We start from the raw sequence: 20,777 nt of genomic DNA on the forward strand, positions 1-20,777 counted from the left end.
TGAACGTGCCTACCCGCCGGGCGTTGCGGCTGTCTCTTGCAGCGTTCGTTCAAGTCGTCGCAGGTGAGCATTCACGATGAGTTTGTGCGCTGGCCCCACTGGCAGCATGTAGAGGCGCCCATAGGTGTTATGGGTGACAACCGACGAGGTGATCGTGAGTACACGGTCAGCGATTGAAAGGCAGATCATCACATCCAGGTGCCGGTCACGCTCGGTCAGCACCAGCATGTCGGGCGCGCTGCGTTCCACCAGGAAGAAGTCCAGCCGGTCGCCGACCTGCACAGCCTCGCGCAAGGTGCCGGAGAACCCACCGATGCGCTTCACACCAAACAACGAGGAAATGGCATCCCTGATTCGGAAAGCCACCTGCATCAACGGCCCCGGTTCGCCGGTCATGATGTTCCAGGCATCCAGCGCGGTGATTTCAGTAGGCAGCGGGGCTGACCGGGTGTCGTAGTAATCAAGCTCTGACGGTGCACGCAGCGTGTGAACAACATCGGTAGTCGTCAACATTATCTTCCCTGATTGCTCGGTTAGAGCGGCTGACCTACATCAATACGATTCCCGTCCGGGTCTTCGAACACAAACGCCCGCAACCCGTAATCCTGATCCTTGAGGCGCTTGATGATCCTCGCCCCATGCTGCACGCAAGCGGCGTGCAGCCTGTCGACATCGTCCACCATCAGGTGGGCAATCGTGAACGCGGCGGCTGGGTGGTTGGGTTGCAAGGTCAAATGCAGCTCGCCCTGGTCGCGCTGCAGAATCATGAAGCCGATCGGGTTTCCATTTTCGAATGCTTTCGTAAACCCCAGGGCCCTGGTGTAAAAATCATGGGCCCTGCCCATGTCCTTTACGGGAAGCGTTACTGCAATTCGTCCGAAACGGACGCCATGATCAACGACTGCGCTCATCGCAGAACCTCAACGTGCAAGCACCATGACACCTGCCAGGCGGTGCTGGTGAGTGTGAAGCGCCTTGCCAAACCTGAAGGAGCAGGACGGTGCCTGCGAGGCAGAGGTTATTTTGCGTAGCTACCGAAGTAAAGAGAGATACGAGGGTCGTTGCCGGGCAATGATCAGCAGGCGGTCGTTCACCTACGATTGCTCGGAGTCGGACCTGAGCCCCAAATCAGCAAGATTGATCAAGCGGACTGAAAGGAGGGCGAAGCGCATGCGTTTATTCTCGCCCCCTGCCTCTAACACGGTTTCAGAGATGAAACGCCGGCCCCGCCTCTGCACCTTGTGGAGGCGCTTCAACCTTCACCTTCAGCGCAATCAACAGTGCCGCCAACAGCATCAAGATACCTGCCGCGACAAAGACCCCGCCGATACCACTGAAACTGAACATCGCGCCGCCTGCCGCCGCCCCGGCGGCAATCGCCGACTGCACTGAAGCCACCACCATGCCCCCGGCGCTTTCGGCCTGGTCAGGCACTGCCCGCGCCACCCAGTTCGACCAGGCCACCGGCACCCCGCCAAACGCCAGGCCCCAGAGCATCAACAACCACACCTGCCCGGTCACGGTTGCCGGCAACAGCGCCAGGGCGAGCGCCGCAACGCCCACCAGCGCGGGCATCAGCACCAATGTTCCACGCGGCAGACGCACCAGCAGCCAGCCGGCCAGCAGCGTGCCGGCAAAGTTTGCAACGCCGAACCCCAGCAACATCAACGCCAGCCCCTCGGCACCCACGCCAGTGGTGCTTTCCAGGAATGGCCGGATATAGGTGAACAGCGCAAAGTGCCCGGTGTGCACCAGCACGCACCCCAACATGCCCACGGCAATGCCCGGACGCAGCAGCACTTCCAGCACCGTCCTCAAGCGGGCGGTCCTGCGGGGTGCGAGCGGCGGCAGGGTGAACAGCTGGAACACCAGGGTCACGCCGCCCACTGCGGCGGCGGCGAGAAACGCGCTGCGCCAGCCGTACAGCCCACCCAAAAAGCTGCCCAGCGGCACCGCCACGACAGTGCCCACCGCGATGCCGCTGAAGATGATCGACAAGGCACGCGGCAGCAGTGCCGCCGGTACAAGCCGCATCGCCACCGCCGCCGCCATGCTCCAGAAGCCACCCAGGGCGATGCCCAGCAGGACGCGCATCAGCAGCAACACCGTGAGGCTCGACGAGACCGCCACCAGCAGGTTGGAGCAGATCATCAGTGCGCTGAAGCACAACAGCACCACGCGCCGGTCGATCCCGCGGGTCAGGCCCGGTACCAGCAGCCCGGCGAACAACGCCACCACCGCCGTGACTGTCACCGCCTGCCCTGCCAAGGCTTCCGAGACGCCGAGTTCGGCCGCCATCGGCGTCAACAAACTGGCCGGCAGGTACTCCGCCGTGAGTAATCCGAACACGCCCATCGCCAACGAAAACACCGCCATCCAGGCCGGTGTCGCGGGCGCCACATCTGCACCGGTTACGGCGTCACACACACAACTGCTCATCACTGGTCACCCTCCAAAAGTTATCGCGACCGCCAGTCTAGGTACGCAGGGCAGGATGATCTATGATGCAAAATCTTGAATCCTTTACCGAAACCCCGAAAATGATGCCTCCAGAACCGTTCGACGTGTCCTCTGACCTCATCAACGAGCTGCTGCGCGGCATGCGCCTGCGGGGCGTCGAGTACCGCCGCATCCAGGCCGGGCCGGCGTTTGGCCTGGGCTTTGCGGCCAAACCCGGGCATGCGTACTTCCACCTTGTCGCCGCCGGCGGCGTCACCCTGCGTACCGAGGACGGCACGCAGTACGAACTGACGCCGGGCAACGCCGTGTTCATCTCCCACGGGGGCGCCCATCAGTTGCTCTCCAGCCCGGAGGTGCCGGTGCAGGACATCGACAGCTTCAACGCCGCAGCCCTCGGCGATGCGGTGTGTGCCGTGGATGCCCGCGCCGATGCAGGCGTGGCTCAAAGCACCCTGCTCTTCAGCGGCTGCATGGAGTTTGAACTGGGGAGTTTGCACGGCCTTGGCCGCCTGATGCCGGACCTGATGCTGATCGACGCCAAGGGCCAACGTTATCCGGGGTTGATGCCGATCCTGGCGGCCATGGAGCGTGAAGTCAGCAGCGCCCGCATCGGCTTCGCCGGCATTCTGGCGCGCTTGGCGGACGTGGTGGCGGCCATGGTTGTTCGGGGCTGGGTCGAATGTGCCTGCGGGAATGCGTCCGGCCTGGTGGCCGCGCTACGCGACCCGCGCCTGGCCAAGGCCCTGCTGGCGTTGCATCAACAGCCTGGGCGCGACTGGACGGTGGAAGAGCTGGCGGCGCAGTGTCATACCTCGCGCTCGGTGTTCGCCCAACACTTTCAAACCACGATCGGCACGCCACCGTTGCGCTACGCCACCGAACTGCGGATGCGCCTGGCCAGCCAGTGGCTGACGCTGGAGCGGCTGCCCATTGAAACCGTGGCGCAACGCCTTGGCTATAACTCCCAGGCCGCGTTCAGCCGGGCATTCAAGCGCGTCACCGGGCAGCCGCCGGGGGCCAGCCGGAGGTCTTGAGCCGCTAGGAAAAGTGCGTGATCAACATTTCTCGCACTGCACTGACCAGCGAAGCCTCTCCCGGACGCGGCGGTAACAGGCTGAACTCGACATCGGGCAGCGCCGGAAGCGTTTGAATCGACCGGCATGCCTCGGCCCCGGCAGGCACGGCCGAGCTGTTCAGGCACGCCACACCCAGCCCCGCCAGCAGTGCCGATTGCAGGCCCGCCACCCCGGACGCGGAATGCGCAATGACATACGGCACCCCGCGCGCATCCAACAGGTCGATGGTGAACCGCTGCAAGCTGCAATCCTGGGGAAGTACCACCAACGGCAGCGGCGCCACGAGTTCGTGCTGTGCGTCGAACCCACTGAGTGCCACCCACCGCAGGGCCTCTCGTCGTACGGGAATGCCTTCGGGAAGGCTGCGACCGTCGAGGATGCGCATCGACAGGCCAATGTCGAATTCGCCGCTGTTGGCGCCCTTTTCGATTTGCAGGCTCTTGCGCACCGAAACATGCAACCGAAGCTGCGGATATCGCGTGCGCAAACCCTTCAACATGCCCGCGATGGCGCTCGGCAAAAAATAGTCGGTGATGGCCAGGCGCAGTTCGCCGCTCAAGGTTACGCCGCGCATATCCTCAAGCACGCAGTCACTCAGCGCGAGCAATTCACGCGCATGTGCCAGCAGGCGCTCTCCGGCAGGTGTGGGGCTCACGCCTTTTTTGCCGCGCTCCAGCAGCGTCACGCCGGTGAAGGTTTCCAGCTTGCGAAGTTGCTCACTGAGCGCGGACTGGGAACGGCACAACTTGGGCGCGGCCGCCGAAAGGCTGCCGGATTCCAGGATGGTGACGAAGGAGCGCAGTTGCTCAAGGTCAAAGGGGCGCATGTCTAACCTGCGTTTTTTCCGATAGATATCATTATATCTTCCCGCTTTTCAGATCCGAATAATTTTCTTAATCTGGCACCTCACCCTACCCTTACGAGGAATTCGCCATGCCAGGCATCACCCTGAAAATATCCGGAGAACGCAATCCAGAACTGGTCCGCCAGCTCGTCCCGCAGCTCACTGCACTGACCTGTGAAGTGCTCGAGAAACGCCCGGAGCAGACCTTGCTGATTCTCGATTTTGTGCCGCACGACCAGTGGTTCATTCATAACCGCTCGCTGGCCGAACACGGGCGCAACGCATTCCGCCTGGAAGTCACCGTGACCGATGAGACCAACACCAAGGCGCAAAAGGCGCGTTTTCATCGTGAGGCCTACACGCTGTTGGCGGAGTTGATCGGCAACCTGCACCCGCACTCCAATGTGCACATCATCGACTGCCGGGCCAGTGCCTACGGCTATGAAGGGGTGACTCAGGAGTACCGCTATCAACACACTTGATAGGCCCGGAAAAAGCCGCGCATGCATGTCGATCAGGTCAATGCGCGGCTCATCAAGTCCGTGAACAGTTGCAGAACCCGCGCATCATCCACGCCCAACAATCGGTCACCCACATAGCATTCGGTCTTGCACCATCCCGGTCCATGAACGACAGCACGCCCAGCCGCGACACCAGGTAACGCCCCGGCAAAAGGACCGTTGACGCGGGCTTTTATGACAAAAAATTCATACAGCTAAACTGTACAGTTTTTCTGCACGCATGCTAATGTCCGGGCATGAACAAACCTTCCATCACCTCCGAAACCCAATCCGCCGCCCTGGCTGCCGAGCTGCGCATCTCCCTGGGCAAGCTGATACGCCGGCTGCGGGAACAAACCCATCCGAACGATTTCACTTCCGCCCAGAAGTCGGTGCTGCTGCGCCTGGACCGAGACGGGCCCAGCACCGTCTCGGCCCTGGCCCGGGCGGAGAGCGTGCGGCCGCAGTCCATGCGCATCACCGTGGCCGGGCTGGAAACGATGAAAGCGATCAGGGGCAAACCCGACCCCAGCGATGGGCGCCAAACCCTGATCGAGCTGACTCCCGGCTTTCGTAAGCACCTGATCGCCAGCCGGGCGGCCAAGGACGATTGGCTGCTGCGGGCGCTGCAGGAGCAACTGTCTGCCGAAGAACAAGCTGAACTCGCGGCAGCGGTAAAGCTGCTGGAGCGCCTCGCCGACTTTTGAGCCCCCTACCCGTTCGAGGACATCCCATGGCCGTCACCTTGCTGGATCCCAACACCGCGCTGATCATCGTGGACTTGCAAAAAGGCATCGCCGAATACCCGTTCATCCACCCCATCGGCGCCGTGGTGGAACGCTCCCGTGCACTGCTCGACGCGTTCCGCGAGCGCGGCATGCCGGTGGTGCTGGTCAACGTCACTGGCTTCGCCCCCGGGCGCACCGAGCGGCCACGGCGCATCGATGTATTTCCACCGGGATGGGCCGACCTGCTGCCCGAACTCGATCAGCAACCCGGCGACATTGGGGTGACCAAACGCACCTGGGGTGCCTTCGCCAGCACTGATCTTGAGGCGCAACTCAAAGCACGCGGCGTGACCCAAGTGGTGATCACCGGCGTTGCTACCGGAACCGGCGTGGAGTCCACCGCGCGCCAGGCCTACGAGGCCGGCTTCAACGTGACCCTGGCCGTCGACGCCATGACCGACGCGAACGCCGAGGCCCATCACTACAGCCTGAACCAGGTATTTCCGAAGCTGGGGGAAACCGGCACGGCGCAAGAGATCATCGGCTTGCTTGAAACAAGGGGGGCGTGACGATGCAATGGCATGAGCTGGTGTCTTATTTCTTCGGCGGCGTATTGCTCGCCAACGCGCTGCCCCATTGCCTCAGTGGCTTGATGGGCCAGTCCTTCCAGACGCCGTTTGCCAAGCCGCGCGGCCAGGGGCGGTCCTCCTCGACGCTGAATGTGCTCTGGGGTTTTCTCAACCTGGTGATCGGCTACGTGCTGGTCTGCCGGGTCGGGGACTTCGACCTCAAAAGCACCGCTGATGTGCTCGCCCTCGGGCTCGGGGCCTTGGCCCTGAGTGTATTCCTGGCGCAGCATTTCGGGCGCTTCAACGGTGGTCATTCCTCAGGGCCGGTGTGAGTTCGATGGGCATTTTCCGCTCGCTGCGCAGCGTCAACTACCGCATTTGGGCCGCCGGCGCCCTGGTGTCGAATATCGGCACCTGGATGCAACGCACGGCCCAGGACTGGCTGGTGCTGACCCAGCTCACGCCGCATAACGCGTCGGCCGTCGGCATCGTCATGGCGTTGCAGTTCGGACCGCAATTGCTGTTGCTGCCCTGGACCGGCTTCGCCGCCGATCACTACGACAAGCGCAAGCTGCTGATGGTCACCCAGGGCGTGATGGGCGTGCTGGCGCTGATGCTGGGGGTGTTTACCCTGACCGGCATCGTGCAGCTGTGGCACGTGTATGTGTTCGCGTTTTTGTCCGGCTGCGCCTCGGCCTTCGATGCACCGGTGCGGCAGATATTCGTGGCGGAGCTGGTGGGCGAAGCGGACCTGTCCAATGCCATCGCGCTCAATTCCACCTCGTTCAACATGGCGCGCATGATTGGCCCGGCGGTGGCCGGCGTGACCATCGCATCGGTGGGCACCGGCTGGGCGTTCCTGCTCAATGGCGCGAGTTTTTTCGCGGTGCTGGCCTCGCTGTTTCTGCTGCGGGTTTCCGGCCTGCACACCAGCCTGCGGGCGCTGCGCACCAAGGGCAGCCTGACTGAAGGCCTGCGTTATGTGTGGGCGCGGCCGGACCTGATGGCGATCCTGATCATGCTGTTCTTGATCGGCACCTTCGGCATGAATTTTCCGATCTTCATCTCGACCATGGCCGTCACCGTGTTCCACGCCGATGCCCGCGGCTATGGCCTGCTGACGTCGACCCTGGCCATCGGCACCGTTGCCGGGGCGCTGCTCGCAGCCGGTCGCGAGCGGCCACACTTCAAGGCGTTGTTGATCGGCGCGCTGGTGTTCGGGGTGGGCTGCACGCTGGCGGCGATTGCCCCGAACTATTGGTTGTTCGCCGGGGCGCTGGTGATCATCGGCGTGGGCGCGCTGACCTTCAGCAACACCACCAACAGCCTGATGCAACTCACCACCGAACCTTCCATGCGCGGCCGGGTAATCGCCCTGCGGGTGGGCGTGGCCCTGGGCGGCACACCGATTGGCGCACCGATTGTGGGCTGGGTGGCCGACCATCTTGGCCCGCGCTGGGCGTTGGCGGTCGGCGCGGCCTCGGGCATCCTGGCGGCCGGCGTGGCGGTGTACACCATGACGCGCAAGCTGGATCGGCCTAAAAATATCTGATGGGCAACACAGCTCCCACAGTTGATCTTCGCAGGCTCGCACAGTTGATCGTTCCCACGCTCTGCGTGGGAATACATCCTGTGACGCTCCGCGTCACCATTGCGCAGGACTTGAACCTTGCATCGTCAGCTGGACGCAGAGCGTCCGAGGCGGCATTCCCACGCAGAGCGTGGGAACGATCAATATCTGAAGGGCAACACGAATCCAGTGTGGGAGCTGTCGAGCTTTAGCGAGGCTGCGAAGAGGCCCTGTCAGGCAATAAAGATGTCGCCTGCCAGTCCGCCATCGCAGCCTCGCCAAAGCTCGACAGCTCCCACAGTTGATCTTCGCAGGCTCGCACAGTTGATCGTTCCCACGCTTTGCGTGGGAATACATCCTGTGACGCTCCGCGTCACCATTGCGCAGGACTTGAACCTTGCATCGTCAGCTGGACGCAGAGCGTCCGAGGCGGCGTTCCCACGCAGAGCGTGGGAACGATCAATATCTGAAGGGCAACACGAATCCAGTGTGAGAGCTGTCGAGCTTCAGCGAGGCTGCGAAGAGGTCCTGTCAGGCAATAAAGATGTCGCCTGCCAGTCCGCCATCGCAGCCTCGCTAAAGCTCGACAGCTCCCTCAGTTGATCTTCGCAGGCTCGCACAGTTGATCGTTCCCACGCTCTGCGTGGGAATACATCCTGTGACGCTCCGCGTCACCCCTGCGCAGGACTTGAACCTTGCATCGTCAGCTGGACGCAGAGCGTCCGAGGCGGCATTCCCACGCAGAGCGTGGGAACGATCAATATCTGAAGGGCAACACGAATCCAGTGTGGGAGCTGTCGAGCTTTAGCGAGGCTGCGAAGAGGTCCTGTCAGGCAATAAAGATGTCGCCTGCCAGTCCGCCATCGCAGCCTCGCTAAAGCTCGACAGCTCCTACAGTGGATCTCTCGCGTATCATCACCCTCCTCGCTCCTCAAGGAATCCCCATGTCTTCAAGCAAACGCGACAGCGCACGCATCGAACGTCGCCTGGTCGCGACCCTGACCGAAGCCTGTGAAATCGCCAAGGCCGAAATCACCGGCTTCGACTGGCTGACCCACGAAGTCGACTACCAGGCCTTTGCCCAAAGCCTGCTGGTCATCTGGGTATTCGATACCAGGGCGAACCGGGAACTGGCCCTATCTACCGGACTGGACCTGCGCATGCGCGAGCTGACGGCCACCGCGCTGGAGGATGCCGGGGTGGATCGCCCTTCTTCGGACCACCACGTGCGCTTCGACTCCGAGGAAGAATGCCACCTGCAGCATGGCGGCGATTGGCGCCTGCGCCTGCTCAAACTGTATGCGGTAAAGGGGTAAAGCCTTGGCTAAAGATATCGAGAACCCGTGCGTCTCAACCTGCCAGCTCAGTGGTGAGCTGTGCGTGAGTTGTGGACGCACCAAGGACGATATTCGTAAATGGAAAAAGATGAAGCGGCCAGAGAAGATGGCCGCTGTGCAGCGCGCAACGTTGCGCTTGAAGACGTTGAAAAAGGGCAAGTGACGCACCCGGTTTCAGGCCGTCAAGTACGCCCGACTGACCCCGTCACCGGCAAATTCCCGAGCAACTTGAGCCCGGTAGTCTTCACAAACGTCGCGTAGTCCATCGGCTTCTCGATACGGGTTTCAGCGTTGGGCAGAACATACGCCCAGGCGCGCTTGGACGACACGTCGTAAACCAGCTTGAACAGGCGAGTCGGCACCCAGACCTTGTTGTCGCCAATGGTGCTGTAGCCCGGGTCAAACAACGGGCCGGTGAACACGAACACATTGCCGTCGGCGCGCTTGGCAAACTTGCGCACGTCCGCCTCGACCTTGCTCCAGATCTTGCGGTTGTTGGTCGGGTCTTGCGGGACCATGTTCGACAGCGCAAAGGACTGGGCCATGGCGTTGGTGCTCGGCGCATCCGCCGCCGGGGATTGATGGCCACGGTCCACGGCCGGGTGTTGGCCACGGTAGTCGCTCAACTCGGCGCGCGCGCCTTTGGGAATACGCGGGTCGGGGTAGAACTGGTTGGTGCGTTCTTCGCCTTTGGCATCCTTCAACTGGCCGGCATTCAGGCGTTCGACCACCACCAGCGGGGTCTTGCTGGTTTGCGAGTACAGCACCGCGAAATTATCGGAACACAGCGCCAGGGGTTTCATGGTGGCCGGCACGGTGGCCGTGTTGATCGGTTGTGCGGCCGGGAACAGGTCGGCGCAACTGTCGAACGATGGCTTTTTCTGTTGGCTTGAATACAGACCCAGGGCCGCGCCCTGGCTGATGGAGCCCGAGCGGGAGGTATGGGATTGAGGTGGTGTGATGAGGTCCAGCAGGCCACGGGCTTGCGCCCCGGTGGAGAGCAAAACAAGGGCCGACAGCCCAACTGCAATTTTGCGTAAGTGCATGGGTTAAATCTTCAAAGTTCGATTGCGGGGCTTATGGACCCATGGATCTGACTTTAGTGCGAAGCAGCACCGCAAAATACCCTGAACACGGTTTACGTAAGTGACTGATAGGTTTGAAGATAAGCTCGCAGCATGCGGGTCACCTGCTGTTCCAGGCCGGCTTCAAAGGCCGCAGATGCATTGCCTTCAAGCAACGCCCGAACCGGTCCCACCACCGCGCTGAGCGAGATGGCGGCGGTAAGGGATGGGTCTTCAAAACGGGCATCCGACGCCGTCGCCAACATCGCTGCAATCGCGGCCACCACCCGCTTGTTGATCCGCGCCACAAGCTCCGCACCGCCCCGCTCACCTGCGATGGCATACAGGGCTTTGGACGCCGTCGGGTCCATCAGCTTCACGGCGAGAAAAGCCGTGACAAACCCCGATGCCATTTCCGCCACCGTGGTGCCCTGGTGTTGATCGCACGCCTGCTCGACGGTCTCGGCCACCTGCACCAGATGCTTCTCCAATACCGCAGCAAGCAGTGCATCGCGGTTCGGATAGTACTGATAGAGACTGCCCACCGACATGCCCGCCCGCTCGGCCACGCGGGTCGTGGTGCAGCGGACCAGGCCCTGAGCGGTCAAAACCTGAAGGGTTGCCGTGTGCAGCGCTTCCACCGTCGCCGCCGACCGGGCCTGGACCGCTGATTTTCTTGGCTTTAACGACGCTTTGAGAGGGCTCATGGAATGCGAATTCTAAACCTGAAGGATCCTTCATATTATAGGCTTCCTCCCGTCAAGCAAGAGCTCCGACCATGACCACCAGCACATTCAATCTCGGCGATCGCACCGTCAACCGCATCGGCTACGGCGCCATGCAACTGGCCGGCCCAGGCGTGTTTGGCCCGCCCAAGGACCGTGATGCAGCGCTGGCCGTACTGCGCGAGGCCGTCGCTTGCGGCGTGAACCATATCGACACCAGCGACTTCTACGGGCCGCATGTCACCAATCAGATTATTCGTGAGGCACTGCACCCGTATAAAGACGATCTTACGATCGTCACCAAGGTAGGCGCCCGCCGTGGCGACGATGGCGCCTGGTTCAACGCTTCGTCGAAGGCCGAGCTGACCCAGGCCGTGCACGACAACCTGCGCAACCTGGGCCTGGATGTGCTGGACGTGGTGAATGTGCGGGCCATGCACGGCGTGATGGGCACTGCCGAAGGCTCGATCGAGGAACCCCTGAGTGCCATTGCCGAGCTGCAACAACAGGGCCTGATACGCCATATCGGCATCAGCAACGTTACCCCGACGCAGGTCGCCGAGGCGCGAAAAATCGTGCGCTTCGTGTGCGTCCAGAACCTGTACAACATCGCCCACCAGCACGATAACGCGATGCTCGACGAATTGGCCCGGGACGGCATCGCCTATGTGCCATTCTTCCCGCTGGGCGGGTTCTCGCCAGTGCAGTCAGCGGTGTTGTCGAACGTCGCACAGCGCCTCGGCGTCACCCCGATGCAACTGGCCCTGGCATGGCTGCTGCGCCGTTCCCCGAATATCCTGCTGATCCCGGGAACGTCCTCGGTCACCCATCTACGGGAAAACATCGCGGTGGGCGAGCTGGATCTTTCGGACGAGGTACTCGCAGAGCTGAACACCCTCGCAGGCTGACCCTCACGCCAGCAGTTCTGCGATCCACCGCGCCTGCTGGGCGACCTCTTGCATCTTGTCCTCGGGCACCGCTTGCCGCGCCTGGGCGAAGTCGCTCAGGGTCTGCTGTTTGTGGCGCAGGATGCGCTGCCACTTGAGCAGGAATTCCGGGCTGCGGGCCTGCATTTGCAGCGGGCCGAAGTACAGTTCTTCGGCGGTGTAGGTCACAGGCCCGGCGTGCTCGGCAACGATGATTTCGTAGAAGAATCGGTTCTCCCGCAGCAGCTCTTCGCACACGATGCGGTAGCCGTTTTCCATCAGCCATTGGCGCAACGGTTGCTCGCCGCCGTTGGGCTGCAGCACCAGGCGCTCCCGGCCGTTGAGGCGCGCCTTGTCGCTGTCGAGGATGTCGCGGATGGTCTCGCCGCCCATGCCGCAGATGCTGATCGCGGTGATCCCGTCTCCCGGCTCGATCGCCGCCAGGCCACTGGCCAGGCGTACGGTGATGTGTTGCTCCAGCTCGTTCTCGCGCACCGTGCGCTCGGCTGCGCGAAACGGCGTCAGGGCCACCTCGCCCGCCACCGCCGCCACGATGGCGCCGCGGCGCATCAATGCCACCGGCAGGTAGCCGTGGTCGGAGCCGATATCCGCCAGGCGCGCCCCGGCGGGGACGTGCGTCGCCACGCGCTCAAGGCGCATGGACAATGTGTGTTCGTTCAACTGCCGTTCCTTTTCGGTAATACCCTGGCCATTGTATTGCGGGTTCATCAAAGAGGAACGTCACTTTGGTGAGCGCCGTCAATCAGTGGCCGCCAGTCTTAGCAGTTCCTTGCGCAACAGCGAACGATCCAGCACCGCCATCCCGGCCTGCCAGTCGATGGAAAGCAACTGGCTCAGTTTTTCCTGGCTGACCTTGGGCTCAGCCAGGAAATAACTTCTGCACTCGCGGATACTGATGAGATTCACCAGCCAGTCCTCCCCCTGCGCCGCCAGCCAATCAGCGATGGTCGAGCGATGCTTTCGTATCAGCGCACCGGCATCCCACACCGTCATCTGCGCAAAAACCTGCGGCAGGTTGCTGTCGGCTTTCAGCCACTTCAGGTCACCCGCCAACGCGCCTGCAAGGTCTGACTCGATAGTGGCCTGGCACTCGGAGAAATACCGCTCAGGCCAGTCTGCCGCGAGTTCGGCCAGCAGCGCGAGGGTTTCATAAGCCCGAATATCCGCCGCGGATGTCAACTGCCCGGTAAAATTCAGGGTATTGTCCAGGATTGCCGTGGCCAGCAGCGCGGCACTGTGCTCACTGATCAGCGGCAACAAACCGGCCGCTTCCCAACGCAGGAAAACCTGCGTCGCTGCTGCACCGATCAAACGGATGTCTGCGGCACTTCCCAGCCTCTGCGCCCAATAGGTTTCAAACCCCGGGTGATGGTCAATCACCTCCACCACCTGATCGAGCACGACCACCGGGTCGAAGTGGTGGAAGTCCGAGATATCCACCATCACAAACTCATCGCCGGGCCCGGGTCGGTAATCATCCAGTGATGATAGCCAGCCGAGCACGGTCCTGGAGATGCTGGCATTCAGTGGAGCACTGCTGACGGCACGCGCCTCGATTCCCTGACGATTCAACAACTCGGCATACGCAATGCAGCAGGCGTATGCATCGATGTCCAGATACGCCGAGCCGGAGGTGACTACCCTCATCGGAAAAACTCCATGATTTCATATTTTTGGCAGGCAAATTTCACACGCCTTTATGACGAAAACATGACTAAATGGACAGAACAACCCTGGAGATTCGAGCAATGACGTCATTTCGCGTTCGCGAGCTGAGCAGTACGGACACTGAAGCATTGCTGGCCTTCGAAGCCCGTAACCGTGACTGGTTCGAGTCGCATATCGAGGCGCGCGACCCATCGTTTTACTCGGTGCAGGGCGTCGCCGAGCATATTGACGGTTATCTATCAGGCCTGGCCACCGGCACATGGCACCCGTTCGTGATCGAAGACGCCAACGGCGAAATCGTCGGTCGCGCCAACCTGAAAAGCATCGACTCGCCAAAGGGCTCTGCCGAAGTCGGCTACCGCGTGGGTGAGCGCTCGTGCGGGCAAGGGCTGGCAACCCTGGCGCTGAACCATCTGATCCGCGAGGCACAGACGCGCTGGGCACTGACCCACCTGGTGGCGTACGTGTACCCCGAGAATGTGGGCTCACAAAAAGTCCTCACCCGCTGCGGTTTCGTGCCCGACCAGCCCGCACCGGACGGCAAGCCCCAGGGCGAAAACCGCTTTGTCCTGACATTCCAGGCCTGAAGACCCGGCCCCCCGGCGAACCTTTACCCGGTAAACACCGTCCGAGCTAGGGCATTGATGCTTACCGCTCGCCGCGAGGTTTCCGTTTGAAAGCTGCCATCATCAAAAAATACCGCCTGATCGTCAAGACCATGGGCTATGTAGGCTGGGCGCTGTTCTGGCTGCTGCTCTGGGATATCGCCGTCACCGTGGACTTCATGCTGTTCCTCAACAGCAAGATCAACCTGCCGCTGATGCCCCTCACCCTGCTCGGCTCGGCGCTGGTGGTGCTGATCAGTTTCCGCAACAGCAGCGCCTACAACCGCTGGTGGGAGGCACGCACGTTGTGGGGGGCGATGGTCAACAATTCCCGCAGCTTCGCCCGGCAAGTGCTGACGCTGCTGGATGACCCGGACAATGAGGTCAACCCGATAAAGGCGACCTTGCTGCGCCGTCACGTGGCGTATGTGAACTGCCTGGCGGCGCACTTGCGGGGCCAGCCTTGCCCGGAAGAAATCCGCGTCTTCCTGCCGGCCAACGAGTTCGCCCGCAGCACCAGTACCAATAACTTTTCCAACGACATCATCAACGGCTCCGCAGCCCTGCTGGCCCAGGAATACAAGGCCGGGCGCCTGGACAGCATTCGCCTGGCACGGTTGGAGTCGACCCTGGTGGATTTGTCCAACAGCCAGGGCGGCATGGAGCGCATCGCCAATACGCCGCTGCCCTACCCTTACGTGTATTTCCCACGGCTGTTCATCTCGCTGTTCTGCCTGATCGTGCCGGTGGGCCTGGTGGAATCCCTGGGCTGGTTCACCCCGCTGGCGTCCACGGTGGTGGGCTTCATGCTGCTGGCCATCGAACGCATCGGCACCGATTTGCAAAGCCCGTTCCGCGACAGCGAGCACCAGATCCAGATGGAAGCCCTTTGCGAAACCATCGAGAAAAACCTGCAGTCGATGCAGCGTGATTCCCTGGGGGGCGAGCGGATCAGTTAATCCTTGCCGGGCCGTTAACAAAAAAATCCAGCCAGTGGTGAATTATTCAGTGTCCGCATGTATCTGACCCATTAAGCGCATGCCACCAAAACAGTGGCATCGAAATGGACCTGCGGCTGAGTATTCCCATGAAATCACGCAAGAAAACCGTCAATCCGATTGGATTGGATGACATCACCATCGTCGACGACGCCAAGATGCGCAAGGCGATCACCGCCGCTGCGCTGGGCAATGCCATGGAGTGGTTCGACTTCGGAGTGTATGGCTTTGTCGCCTATGTGCTGGGCAAGGTGTTCTTCCCCGAAGCGTCTCCCAGCGTACAAATGATCGCGGCCCTGGCGACCTTCTCGGTGCCGTTCCTGATTCGCCCGCTGGGCGGCCTGTTCTTTGGCCGGCTGGGGGACAAATACGGCCGGCAAAAGGTCCTGGCGGCGACCATCGTGATCATGTCCCTGAGCACCTTCGCCATCGGGCTGATCCCCTCCTATGACTCGATCGGCATCTGGGCGCCGATCCTGTTGCTGCTGGCCAAGATGGCCCAGGGCTTCTCGGTGGGCGGTGAGTACACCGGTGCCTCGATCTTCGTCGCCGAATACGCCCCGGACCGCAAGCGCGGCTTCCTCGGCAGTTGGCTGGACTTCGGCTCCATCGCCGGCTTCGTGCTCGGCGCGGGCGTGGTGGTGTTGATTTCGGCGGTAATCGGCGAAGACGCCTTCCAGTCCTGGGGCTGGCGCCTGCCGTTCTTCCTCGCCCTGCCGCTGGGCATGATCGGGCTCTACTTGCGTCATGCCCTGGAAGAAACACCGGCCTTTCAACAGCACGTGGAGCAACTCGAACAAGGTGACCGCGAAGGCCTGGCGGGCGGCCCGAAAGTCTCGTTCAAGGAAGTCGCCACCAAGCACTGGCGCAGCCTGATGACCTGTGTCGGCGTGGTGGTGGTGACCAACGTCACGTACTACATGCTGCTCACCTACATGCCGAGCTACCTGTCGCACAACCTGCACTACAGCGAAAACCACGGCGTGTTGATCATCATCGCGATCATGGTCGGCATGTTGTTCGTGCAGCCGATGATTGGCTTTGTCAGCGACAAGATCGGGCGCAAACCCTTCATTCTGTTCGGCAGCATCGCGCTGTTCTTCCTCGCCATTCCGGCGTTCATGCTGATCAACAGCGGCAAGCTCGGGCTGATTTTCTCGGGGCTGCTGATCATTGCGGTGGTGCTCAACTTCTTTATCGGCGTGATGGCGTCCACCCTGCCGGCGATGTTCCCTACCCACATCCGCTACAGCGCGCTCGCCAGCGCCTTCAACATCTCGATCCTGATTGCCGGCCTCACGCCAACCGCCATGGCCTGGCTGGTGGAGACCACCAACAACCTGTACATGCCGGCCTATTACCTGATGGTATTCGCCGTACTGGGGCTTTTCACCGCCCTGACGATGAAGGAAACCGCCAACAAACCCCTGCGCGGCGCGGCACCGGCGGCGTCGGATCTCGAGGAAGCCAAGGAGCTGCTGCAGGAGCACGAAGACAATATCGAGCAGAAGATCGAAGACATCGACGCGCAAATCGCCGAGCTGGAAGCCAAGCGCGAAAACCTGGTGCAGCAACATCCACGCATCAACTGACGCAACATATTTGGAAACGAATAGCGGGTGAACTAACGCGCAAGCAGCACGCTCCTTCCTTAAGCGCAGTCAGCGCGGCCCTGATGAGCCTCATCAGGGCCGCTCAACGATAAGGAGCCGCCCGTGACCGACACCACCACCCTCACCTACCGCTGCACGCCTGGTCCGCTTCACGCGACCTTGCTGGCCGGTACCGTCCCGCTGTTTCTCGGCGCCCTGCTGAGCGACATTGCCTACTACCAGACCTACCAGATCCAATGGAGCAACTTCGCCGCCTGGCTGATCGCCGGCGCCCTGCTGTTCTGCGGGCTGGCGGGGTTGTTTGCACTGGTCAACCTGCTGCGTGCCGACCGCAAGGCCGGGCGCCCCACGGTGTACTTCCTGCTGTTGCTGGTGACCTGGGCGCTAGGCCTGGTGAATGCCTTTGAGCATGCGAAGGATGCCTGGGCCGTGATGCCTTCGGGCCTGGTGCTGTCTGCCGTCGTGACCCTGCTGGCCTGCGTGACCACGTGGGTCGGGCTGACCAACCTGCGCTCGGGAGGTGCCCAATGAAGCCTTCCAGCACGCTGACCGTTTTAAGCATGGCGATGTTGTTGAGCGCCTGCGGTGGCGAAGCCGACAGCACTCAAGCTCGCGGCCCCAACCCCAAGCTGCCGGAACCCCAGCGCGGCCTGTTGCCCAGCATGAAGATCGCCGAACCGGTGGCCTGGGGCGAGCAGAAACCTACGGTGCCCGAGGGTTTCAACATCACGGCCATCGCCACCGACCTGCGGATCCCGCGCCAGACCCTGGTGCTGCCCAACGGCGACATTCTCGTCGCCGAAGGCCGGGGCGGCAGCGCAGCGAAACTCAAGCCCAAGGATGTGATCGCCAGCGTGATCAAGGCCGAGGGCAACACCAAGGTCAAGGGCGGCAATCGCCTGACCCTGCTGCGCGATGCCGACGGTGACGGCACCTACGAGTTGAAAACCGTGTTCGCCGAAAACCTCAACGCGCCCTACGGCCTGGCCTTTGCCGACGGCAAGCTGTACGTGGCGAACCAGGATGCGCTGGTGCGCTTCGACTACGAAGACGGCCAGACCAAGGCCGGTGGCCCGCCCACCACCGTCACCGAGCTGCCCGCCGCGATCAATCATCACTGGACCAAATCCCTGGCGATCAGCCCCGACGGCTGCTCGCTGTATGTGGGCATCGGGTCCAACAGCAACATCACCGAACGCGGCATGGAGGTCGAGATCGACCGGGCGATGGTCTGGCAGATCGACGCCGCCACCGGTGCCCACAAGCCTTATGCAACCGGTTTGCGCAACCCGACGGCATTGACCATTCAACCGGGCTCCGGGCAGGTGTGGGCGGTGGTCAACGAGCGGGATGAACTGGGGCCGGACCTGGTGCCGGATTACCTGACCTCGGTGCGCGAAGGCGAATTCTACGGCTGGCCCTACAGCTATTGGGGCCAGAACGTCGACACCCGCGCCCAACCGCAGAACCCGGCCAAGGTCGCCGCCGCGATCAAGCCGGATTACAGCCTGGGTTCCCACGTTGCCGCGCTGGGCGTCGACTTTTCCATCCCGGCCATGGGCGAGAAATATGCCGACGGCGTCTTCGTCGGCGAGCACGGCAGCTGGAACCGGGACAATCCGGTGGGCTACAAGGTGATCTTCGTGCCGTTCAGCAATGGCCAGCCTGCCGGTGAGCCGCTGGACTTCGCCACGGGTTTCCGCGGGGACGATGGCAAGACTCGCGGGCGGCCGGTGGGGGTCACGGTTGATCCGAAGGGTGCGCTGATCATTGCCGATGACCTGGCCAACACGGTGTGGAGGGTGACGCGCAATAAATAAGGCCTGAAGCGGCCGATGTGGTTGCCTTCCTGTGGAGCGCGGCGGTACCTTCGCCGCACTCACGAACAGGAAGGTAACCGCAATGCCAGACACCACCGACAACGGCTTCTATGATCGCGCGGACGCGCACATCGAGCTGTCCAACGAGCAGTTCAGGGCGTTCGCCGACCTGGGCAAAGTCAGCGCCTCGATGATGTTCGGCACCACACGCTTCAATGCCTGGGTCAGCGCACGCAGCTTTAAATCCGGCGAAGAAATGGCCCAGGCCCGTGAGGCGATGCTGAAGTATTTCTGTGATCAGTACCGGATGATGCTTGAGGATAATCTTGATGATCACATCAACAATTTCAGCAAGTACATGCTCGTTAAGGGCAGTTGAACCCGCCCGCACAGGGCGGTGTGTCGACCTGTGATACCCGGCGCTCAAATTGCAACGAAGTGGCCCGCGGCGACCTCGCGGTAACTGATCGGCGGAGCCTTGTAGCCCACCTCGTAAATCCTGCTGGGCACGCTCTCCTCCATCAGGCTGAACGGCTTTCTGGGCACGTTCAGGTCCGCCGAGGGCACCGCGCTCAGCAACCTTTGGGTGTAAGGGTGCTGAGGCTGCTCGAACACTGACTGGCGTGGCCCGATCTCAACGATGCGTCCGTGGTACATCACCCCGACCCGGTGGCTGACCCGCTCGACCACCGCCAGGTCATGGGAAATAAACAGGAATGAAATGCCCATCTCGCGCTGCAGGTCCTGCAGGAGATTAATCACCTGGGCTTGAATGGACACGTCCAGCGCCGAGACGGCTTCATCGGCGATGATCAGCTTCGGAGACAGAGTCAGCGCCCGCGCGATGCAGATCCGCTGTCGCTGCCCACCCGAGAACTCGTGCGGATAGCGTTGTGCATGCTCCGCCGACAGCCCCACCTTCTCCAGCAATATTCGCACCTGCTTTCGTGCTTGCGCGCCATGTGCAATGCCATGAACATGCAGCGGCTCCAGCAGGCTGTTCTCGATCGTGAGACGCGGGTTCAGGGATGCATAGGGATCCTGGAAGACCATCTGGATATCGCGGCGCAGCGAGTTCATATCGCTCTTGTTCAACGTCGTAAGGTTCTTGCCACCGAAAACGATATTCCCGCCCTGTATCGGCATCAGCCCGGCAATCGCACGAGCGCTGGTGGATTTCCCGCACCCGGACTCGCCCACCAGGGCCAGCGTTTCACCTGAGTAGATATCAAAGTCGATGCCTTCGACGGCATGCACACGGCGCCGGACCTTCCCGAGGAGACCACCTTTGAGGTCGTACCGAATGGACAACGACTCGACTCTGAGCACCGGCGGACTCTGGTAGTCCGGGGCCACGCCAGGCGCAGGTTCTGCACCCGCTGCGACGTCATCATCGATCAAGGCAAATTTTGCGGGAAGTTGAGTGCCACGCATTGAGCCGATTTTTGGAACAGCCGCCAGCAATGCCCGGGTGTAGGGCTGCTTGGGCTCCTGCAGCACTGCCCTTGCCGGACCTTGCTCAACGGTCTCGCCTTTCTTCATCACCATCACATGGTCTGCGACTTCCGCCACCACGCCCATATCGTGGGTGATAAAGATCACACCCATGGCCAGGCTATCTTGCAGCTCCTTGATAATCCGCAGGATCTGCGCCTGCACCGTCACATCCAACGCTGTGGTCGGCTCGTCGGCGATCAGCAGTGTGGGCTCGCAGACCAGCGACATCGCAATCATGATCCGTTGGCGCATGCCGCCGGAAAGCTCATGGGGAAACCGGTTCATGACCTGCTTCGCATCCGGAATACGCACCAGGTCCAGCATGCGTAATGCCTGGGCTTCGGCTTGCGCACGGCTGCACCGCTGATGCAGCAAGATGCCTTCGATGAGTTGCGCGCTGATCTTGAAGACCGGATTCAGCGAAGTCATGGGCTCCTGAAAGATCATCGACATGGACGAGCCCCGCAGTGTGCGCATGACAGACTCGGGCGCCGCCACCAGGTCGACAATCTGGTTATTCCTGGTTTGCAGCTCCATCGAGCCCGAAAGCACCCGTCCGCCGGCGCGCTTGATCAGGCCCATCATCGCCATTGAGGTGACGGATTTGCCGGAGCCGGACTCACCCACGATCGCCAGCGTCTGACCGCGCATCACCTCGAAGGACACATCGCGCACCACCGGCGTCTCGCGCCCTCTAGTGCCGAAGCCGACACTCAGGTTTTTCACCCGGGCTACCAAATTCTCGTTCATGGGGCG

24 protein-coding genes are annotated in these 20,777 nt (G+C 61.8%); 15 read left to right on the top strand and 9 right to left on the bottom strand.

Annotation, left to right across the window (positions count from 1 at the left end; all coding sequences use genetic code 11):
* Window positions 1-9: 9 nt before the first annotated feature.
* From HX824_RS11400 to HX824_RS11410, 3 genes are all read right to left on the bottom strand, one after another.
* Window positions 10-513: a DUF2867 domain-containing protein gene (locus tag HX824_RS11400; RefSeq protein WP_102368493.1), complete on the bottom strand. Its 504-nt coding sequence runs from the start codon at window positions 511-513 to the stop codon at window positions 10-12.
* Between the two features lie 20 nt (window positions 514-533).
* Entirely contained in the window at window positions 534-911 is a 378-nt protein-coding gene (locus HX824_RS11405; protein ID WP_003214518.1) for a glyoxalase/bleomycin resistance/extradiol dioxygenase family protein, read from the bottom strand.
* Between the two features lie 295 nt (window positions 912-1,206).
* Window positions 1,207-2,439 (bottom strand): MFS transporter, encoded by a 1,233-nt coding sequence (locus tag HX824_RS11410; RefSeq protein ID WP_177051046.1) that lies wholly within the window; start codon window positions 2,437-2,439, stop codon window positions 1,207-1,209.
* Window positions 2,440-2,504: 65 nt separating this feature from the next.
* Between HX824_RS11410 and HX824_RS11415 the strand changes: the two genes are divergently transcribed.
* Complete coding sequence (locus HX824_RS11415) at window positions 2,505-3,494, top strand: AraC family transcriptional regulator (RefSeq protein WP_008438855.1); 990 nt, start codon at window positions 2,505-2,507, stop codon at window positions 3,492-3,494.
* Window positions 3,495-3,498: 4 nt separating this feature from the next.
* Here the strand turns inward: HX824_RS11415 and HX824_RS11420 are convergent, their stop codons facing one another.
* Window positions 3,499-4,362 (bottom strand): LysR family transcriptional regulator, encoded by an 864-nt coding sequence (locus HX824_RS11420; protein WP_134326054.1) that lies wholly within the window; start codon window positions 4,360-4,362, stop codon window positions 3,499-3,501.
* A 107-nt stretch (window positions 4,363-4,469) separates the two neighbouring features.
* Between HX824_RS11420 and HX824_RS11425 the strand changes: the two genes are divergently transcribed.
* From HX824_RS11425 to HX824_RS11455, 7 genes are all read left to right on the top strand, one after another.
* Window positions 4,470-4,862, top strand: coding sequence for a tautomerase family protein (locus tag HX824_RS11425; RefSeq protein WP_003214522.1), 393 nt, complete (start codon window positions 4,470-4,472; stop codon window positions 4,860-4,862).
* 275 nt (window positions 4,863-5,137) lie between these two features.
* Window positions 5,138-5,587: a MarR family winged helix-turn-helix transcriptional regulator gene (locus HX824_RS11430; RefSeq protein ID WP_003214523.1), complete on the top strand. Its 450-nt coding sequence runs from the start codon at window positions 5,138-5,140 to the stop codon at window positions 5,585-5,587.
* 26 nt (window positions 5,588-5,613) lie between these two features.
* Window positions 5,614-6,177, top strand: coding sequence for an isochorismatase family protein (locus tag HX824_RS11435; RefSeq protein WP_177054551.1), 564 nt, complete (start codon window positions 5,614-5,616; stop codon window positions 6,175-6,177).
* A 2-nt stretch (window positions 6,178-6,179) separates the two neighbouring features.
* Complete coding sequence (locus tag HX824_RS11440) at window positions 6,180-6,509, top strand: hypothetical protein (RefSeq protein WP_102368490.1); 330 nt, start codon at window positions 6,180-6,182, stop codon at window positions 6,507-6,509.
* Between the two features lie 5 nt (window positions 6,510-6,514).
* The gene (locus tag HX824_RS11445; protein ID WP_008438863.1) at window positions 6,515-7,729 is read left to right on the top strand and encodes an MFS transporter; all 1,215 of its coding nucleotides are present in this window, start codon (window positions 6,515-6,517) and stop codon (window positions 7,727-7,729) included.
* Between the two features lie 962 nt (window positions 7,730-8,691).
* On the top strand, window positions 8,692-9,063 hold the full coding sequence (locus HX824_RS11450; protein ID WP_177054552.1) for a hypothetical protein: 372 nt from the start codon (window positions 8,692-8,694) through the stop codon (window positions 9,061-9,063).
* A 4-nt stretch (window positions 9,064-9,067) separates the two neighbouring features.
* The gene (locus HX824_RS11455; RefSeq protein ID WP_003207939.1) at window positions 9,068-9,247 is read left to right on the top strand and encodes a DUF1289 domain-containing protein; all 180 of its coding nucleotides are present in this window, start codon (window positions 9,068-9,070) and stop codon (window positions 9,245-9,247) included.
* Window positions 9,248-9,266: 19 nt separating this feature from the next.
* Here HX824_RS11455 and HX824_RS11460 read toward each other — a convergent pair whose 3' ends face one another.
* A complete protein-coding gene (locus tag HX824_RS11460) occupies window positions 9,267-10,130 on the bottom strand; it encodes a DNA/RNA non-specific endonuclease (protein WP_003207938.1) in 864 nt (287 codons plus the stop codon).
* Between the two features lie 92 nt (window positions 10,131-10,222).
* Window positions 10,223-10,855 (bottom strand): TetR/AcrR family transcriptional regulator, encoded by a 633-nt coding sequence (locus HX824_RS11465; protein WP_023659027.1) that lies wholly within the window; start codon window positions 10,853-10,855, stop codon window positions 10,223-10,225.
* Between the two features lie 71 nt (window positions 10,856-10,926).
* Here HX824_RS11465 and HX824_RS11470 point away from each other — a divergent pair, with 71 nt between their 5' ends.
* Window positions 10,927-11,781, top strand: coding sequence for an aldo/keto reductase family oxidoreductase (locus HX824_RS11470; protein ID WP_008433296.1), 855 nt, complete (start codon window positions 10,927-10,929; stop codon window positions 11,779-11,781).
* Window positions 11,782-11,784: 3 nt separating this feature from the next.
* Here HX824_RS11470 and HX824_RS11475 read toward each other — a convergent pair whose 3' ends face one another.
* Window positions 11,785-12,480, bottom strand: a complete 696-nt coding sequence (locus HX824_RS11475; protein ID WP_008433294.1) for a tRNA (adenine(22)-N(1))-methyltransferase TrmK — start codon at window positions 12,478-12,480, stop codon at window positions 11,785-11,787.
* 78 nt (window positions 12,481-12,558) lie between these two features.
* A complete protein-coding gene (locus HX824_RS11480; RefSeq protein WP_008433292.1) occupies window positions 12,559-13,467 on the bottom strand; it encodes a bifunctional oligoribonuclease/PAP phosphatase NrnA in 909 nt (302 codons plus the stop codon).
* A 101-nt stretch (window positions 13,468-13,568) separates the two neighbouring features.
* Here HX824_RS11480 and HX824_RS11485 point away from each other — a divergent pair, with 101 nt between their 5' ends.
* The 6 genes from HX824_RS11485 to HX824_RS11510 all read left to right on the top strand — a co-directional run bounded on the left by HX824_RS11485 (window position 13,569) and on the right by HX824_RS11510 (window position 18,903).
* A complete protein-coding gene (locus tag HX824_RS11485) occupies window positions 13,569-14,075 on the top strand; it encodes a GNAT family N-acetyltransferase (protein WP_008433290.1) in 507 nt (168 codons plus the stop codon).
* 86 nt (window positions 14,076-14,161) lie between these two features.
* Window positions 14,162-15,052, top strand: coding sequence for a bestrophin family protein (locus HX824_RS11490; protein ID WP_177054553.1), 891 nt, complete (start codon window positions 14,162-14,164; stop codon window positions 15,050-15,052).
* Window positions 15,053-15,180: 128 nt separating this feature from the next.
* On the top strand, window positions 15,181-16,683 hold the full coding sequence (gene proP, locus HX824_RS11495; RefSeq protein ID WP_177054554.1) for a glycine betaine/L-proline transporter ProP: 1,503 nt from the start codon (window positions 15,181-15,183) through the stop codon (window positions 16,681-16,683).
* Window positions 16,684-16,806: 123 nt separating this feature from the next.
* The gene (locus tag HX824_RS11500) at window positions 16,807-17,235 is read left to right on the top strand and encodes a DUF2231 domain-containing protein (protein ID WP_003207924.1); all 429 of its coding nucleotides are present in this window, start codon (window positions 16,807-16,809) and stop codon (window positions 17,233-17,235) included.
* Window positions 17,232-18,524, top strand: coding sequence for a sorbosone dehydrogenase family protein (locus HX824_RS11505; protein WP_177054555.1), 1,293 nt, complete (start codon window positions 17,232-17,234; stop codon window positions 18,522-18,524). The genes HX824_RS11500 and HX824_RS11505 overlap by 4 nt, the downstream gene beginning before the upstream one ends.
* A gap of 82 nt (window positions 18,525-18,606) precedes the next feature.
* A complete protein-coding gene (locus HX824_RS11510; RefSeq protein ID WP_003207921.1) occupies window positions 18,607-18,903 on the top strand; it encodes a DUF3144 domain-containing protein in 297 nt (98 codons plus the stop codon).
* Window positions 18,904-18,947: 44 nt separating this feature from the next.
* Here HX824_RS11510 and HX824_RS11515 read toward each other — a convergent pair whose 3' ends face one another.
* Entirely contained in the window at window positions 18,948-20,771 is a 1,824-nt protein-coding gene (locus tag HX824_RS11515; RefSeq protein WP_003207919.1) for an ABC transporter ATP-binding protein, read from the bottom strand.
* Window positions 20,772-20,777 lie beyond the last annotated feature (6 nt).

Source organism: Pseudomonas sp. D4002, from assembly GCF_013385665.1.
Taxonomy (GTDB): domain Bacteria; phylum Pseudomonadota; class Gammaproteobacteria; order Pseudomonadales; family Pseudomonadaceae; genus Aquipseudomonas.

Coding starts and splice junctions, on each gene's coding strand:
- HX824_RS11400 (WP_102368493.1), bottom strand. CDS start 513: ATGTTGACGACTACCGATGTTGTTCACACGCTGCGTGCACCGTCAGAG.
- HX824_RS11405 (WP_003214518.1), bottom strand. CDS start 911: ATGAGCGCAGTCGTTGATCATGGCGTCCGTTTCGGACGAATTGCAGTA.
- HX824_RS11410 (WP_177051046.1), bottom strand. CDS start 2,439: ATGAGCAGTTGTGTGTGTGACGCCGTAACCGGTGCAGATGTGGCGCCC.
- HX824_RS11415 (WP_008438855.1), top strand. CDS start 2,505: ATGCAAAATCTTGAATCCTTTACCGAAACCCCGAAAATGATGCCTCCA.
- HX824_RS11420 (WP_134326054.1), bottom strand. CDS start 4,362: ATGCGCCCCTTTGACCTTGAGCAACTGCGCTCCTTCGTCACCATCCTG.
- HX824_RS11425 (WP_003214522.1), top strand. CDS start 4,470: ATGCCAGGCATCACCCTGAAAATATCCGGAGAACGCAATCCAGAACTG.
- HX824_RS11430 (WP_003214523.1), top strand. CDS start 5,138: ATGAACAAACCTTCCATCACCTCCGAAACCCAATCCGCCGCCCTGGCT.
- HX824_RS11435 (WP_177054551.1), top strand. CDS start 5,614: ATGGCCGTCACCTTGCTGGATCCCAACACCGCGCTGATCATCGTGGAC.
- HX824_RS11440 (WP_102368490.1), top strand. CDS start 6,180: ATGCAATGGCATGAGCTGGTGTCTTATTTCTTCGGCGGCGTATTGCTC.
- HX824_RS11445 (WP_008438863.1), top strand. CDS start 6,515: ATGGGCATTTTCCGCTCGCTGCGCAGCGTCAACTACCGCATTTGGGCC.
- HX824_RS11450 (WP_177054552.1), top strand. CDS start 8,692: ATGTCTTCAAGCAAACGCGACAGCGCACGCATCGAACGTCGCCTGGTC.
- HX824_RS11460 (WP_003207938.1), bottom strand. CDS start 10,130: ATGCACTTACGCAAAATTGCAGTTGGGCTGTCGGCCCTTGTTTTGCTC.
- HX824_RS11465 (WP_023659027.1), bottom strand. CDS start 10,855: ATGAGCCCTCTCAAAGCGTCGTTAAAGCCAAGAAAATCAGCGGTCCAG.
- HX824_RS11470 (WP_008433296.1), top strand. CDS start 10,927: ATGACCACCAGCACATTCAATCTCGGCGATCGCACCGTCAACCGCATC.
- HX824_RS11480 (WP_008433292.1), bottom strand. CDS start 13,467: ATGAGGGTAGTCACCTCCGGCTCGGCGTATCTGGACATCGATGCATAC.
- HX824_RS11485 (WP_008433290.1), top strand. CDS start 13,569: ATGACGTCATTTCGCGTTCGCGAGCTGAGCAGTACGGACACTGAAGCA.
- proP (WP_177054554.1), top strand. CDS start 15,181: ATGAAATCACGCAAGAAAACCGTCAATCCGATTGGATTGGATGACATC.
- HX824_RS11505 (WP_177054555.1), top strand. CDS start 17,232: ATGAAGCCTTCCAGCACGCTGACCGTTTTAAGCATGGCGATGTTGTTG.
- HX824_RS11510 (WP_003207921.1), top strand. CDS start 18,607: ATGCCAGACACCACCGACAACGGCTTCTATGATCGCGCGGACGCGCAC.
- HX824_RS11515 (WP_003207919.1), bottom strand. CDS start 20,771: ATGAACGAGAATTTGGTAGCCCGGGTGAAAAACCTGAGTGTCGGCTTC.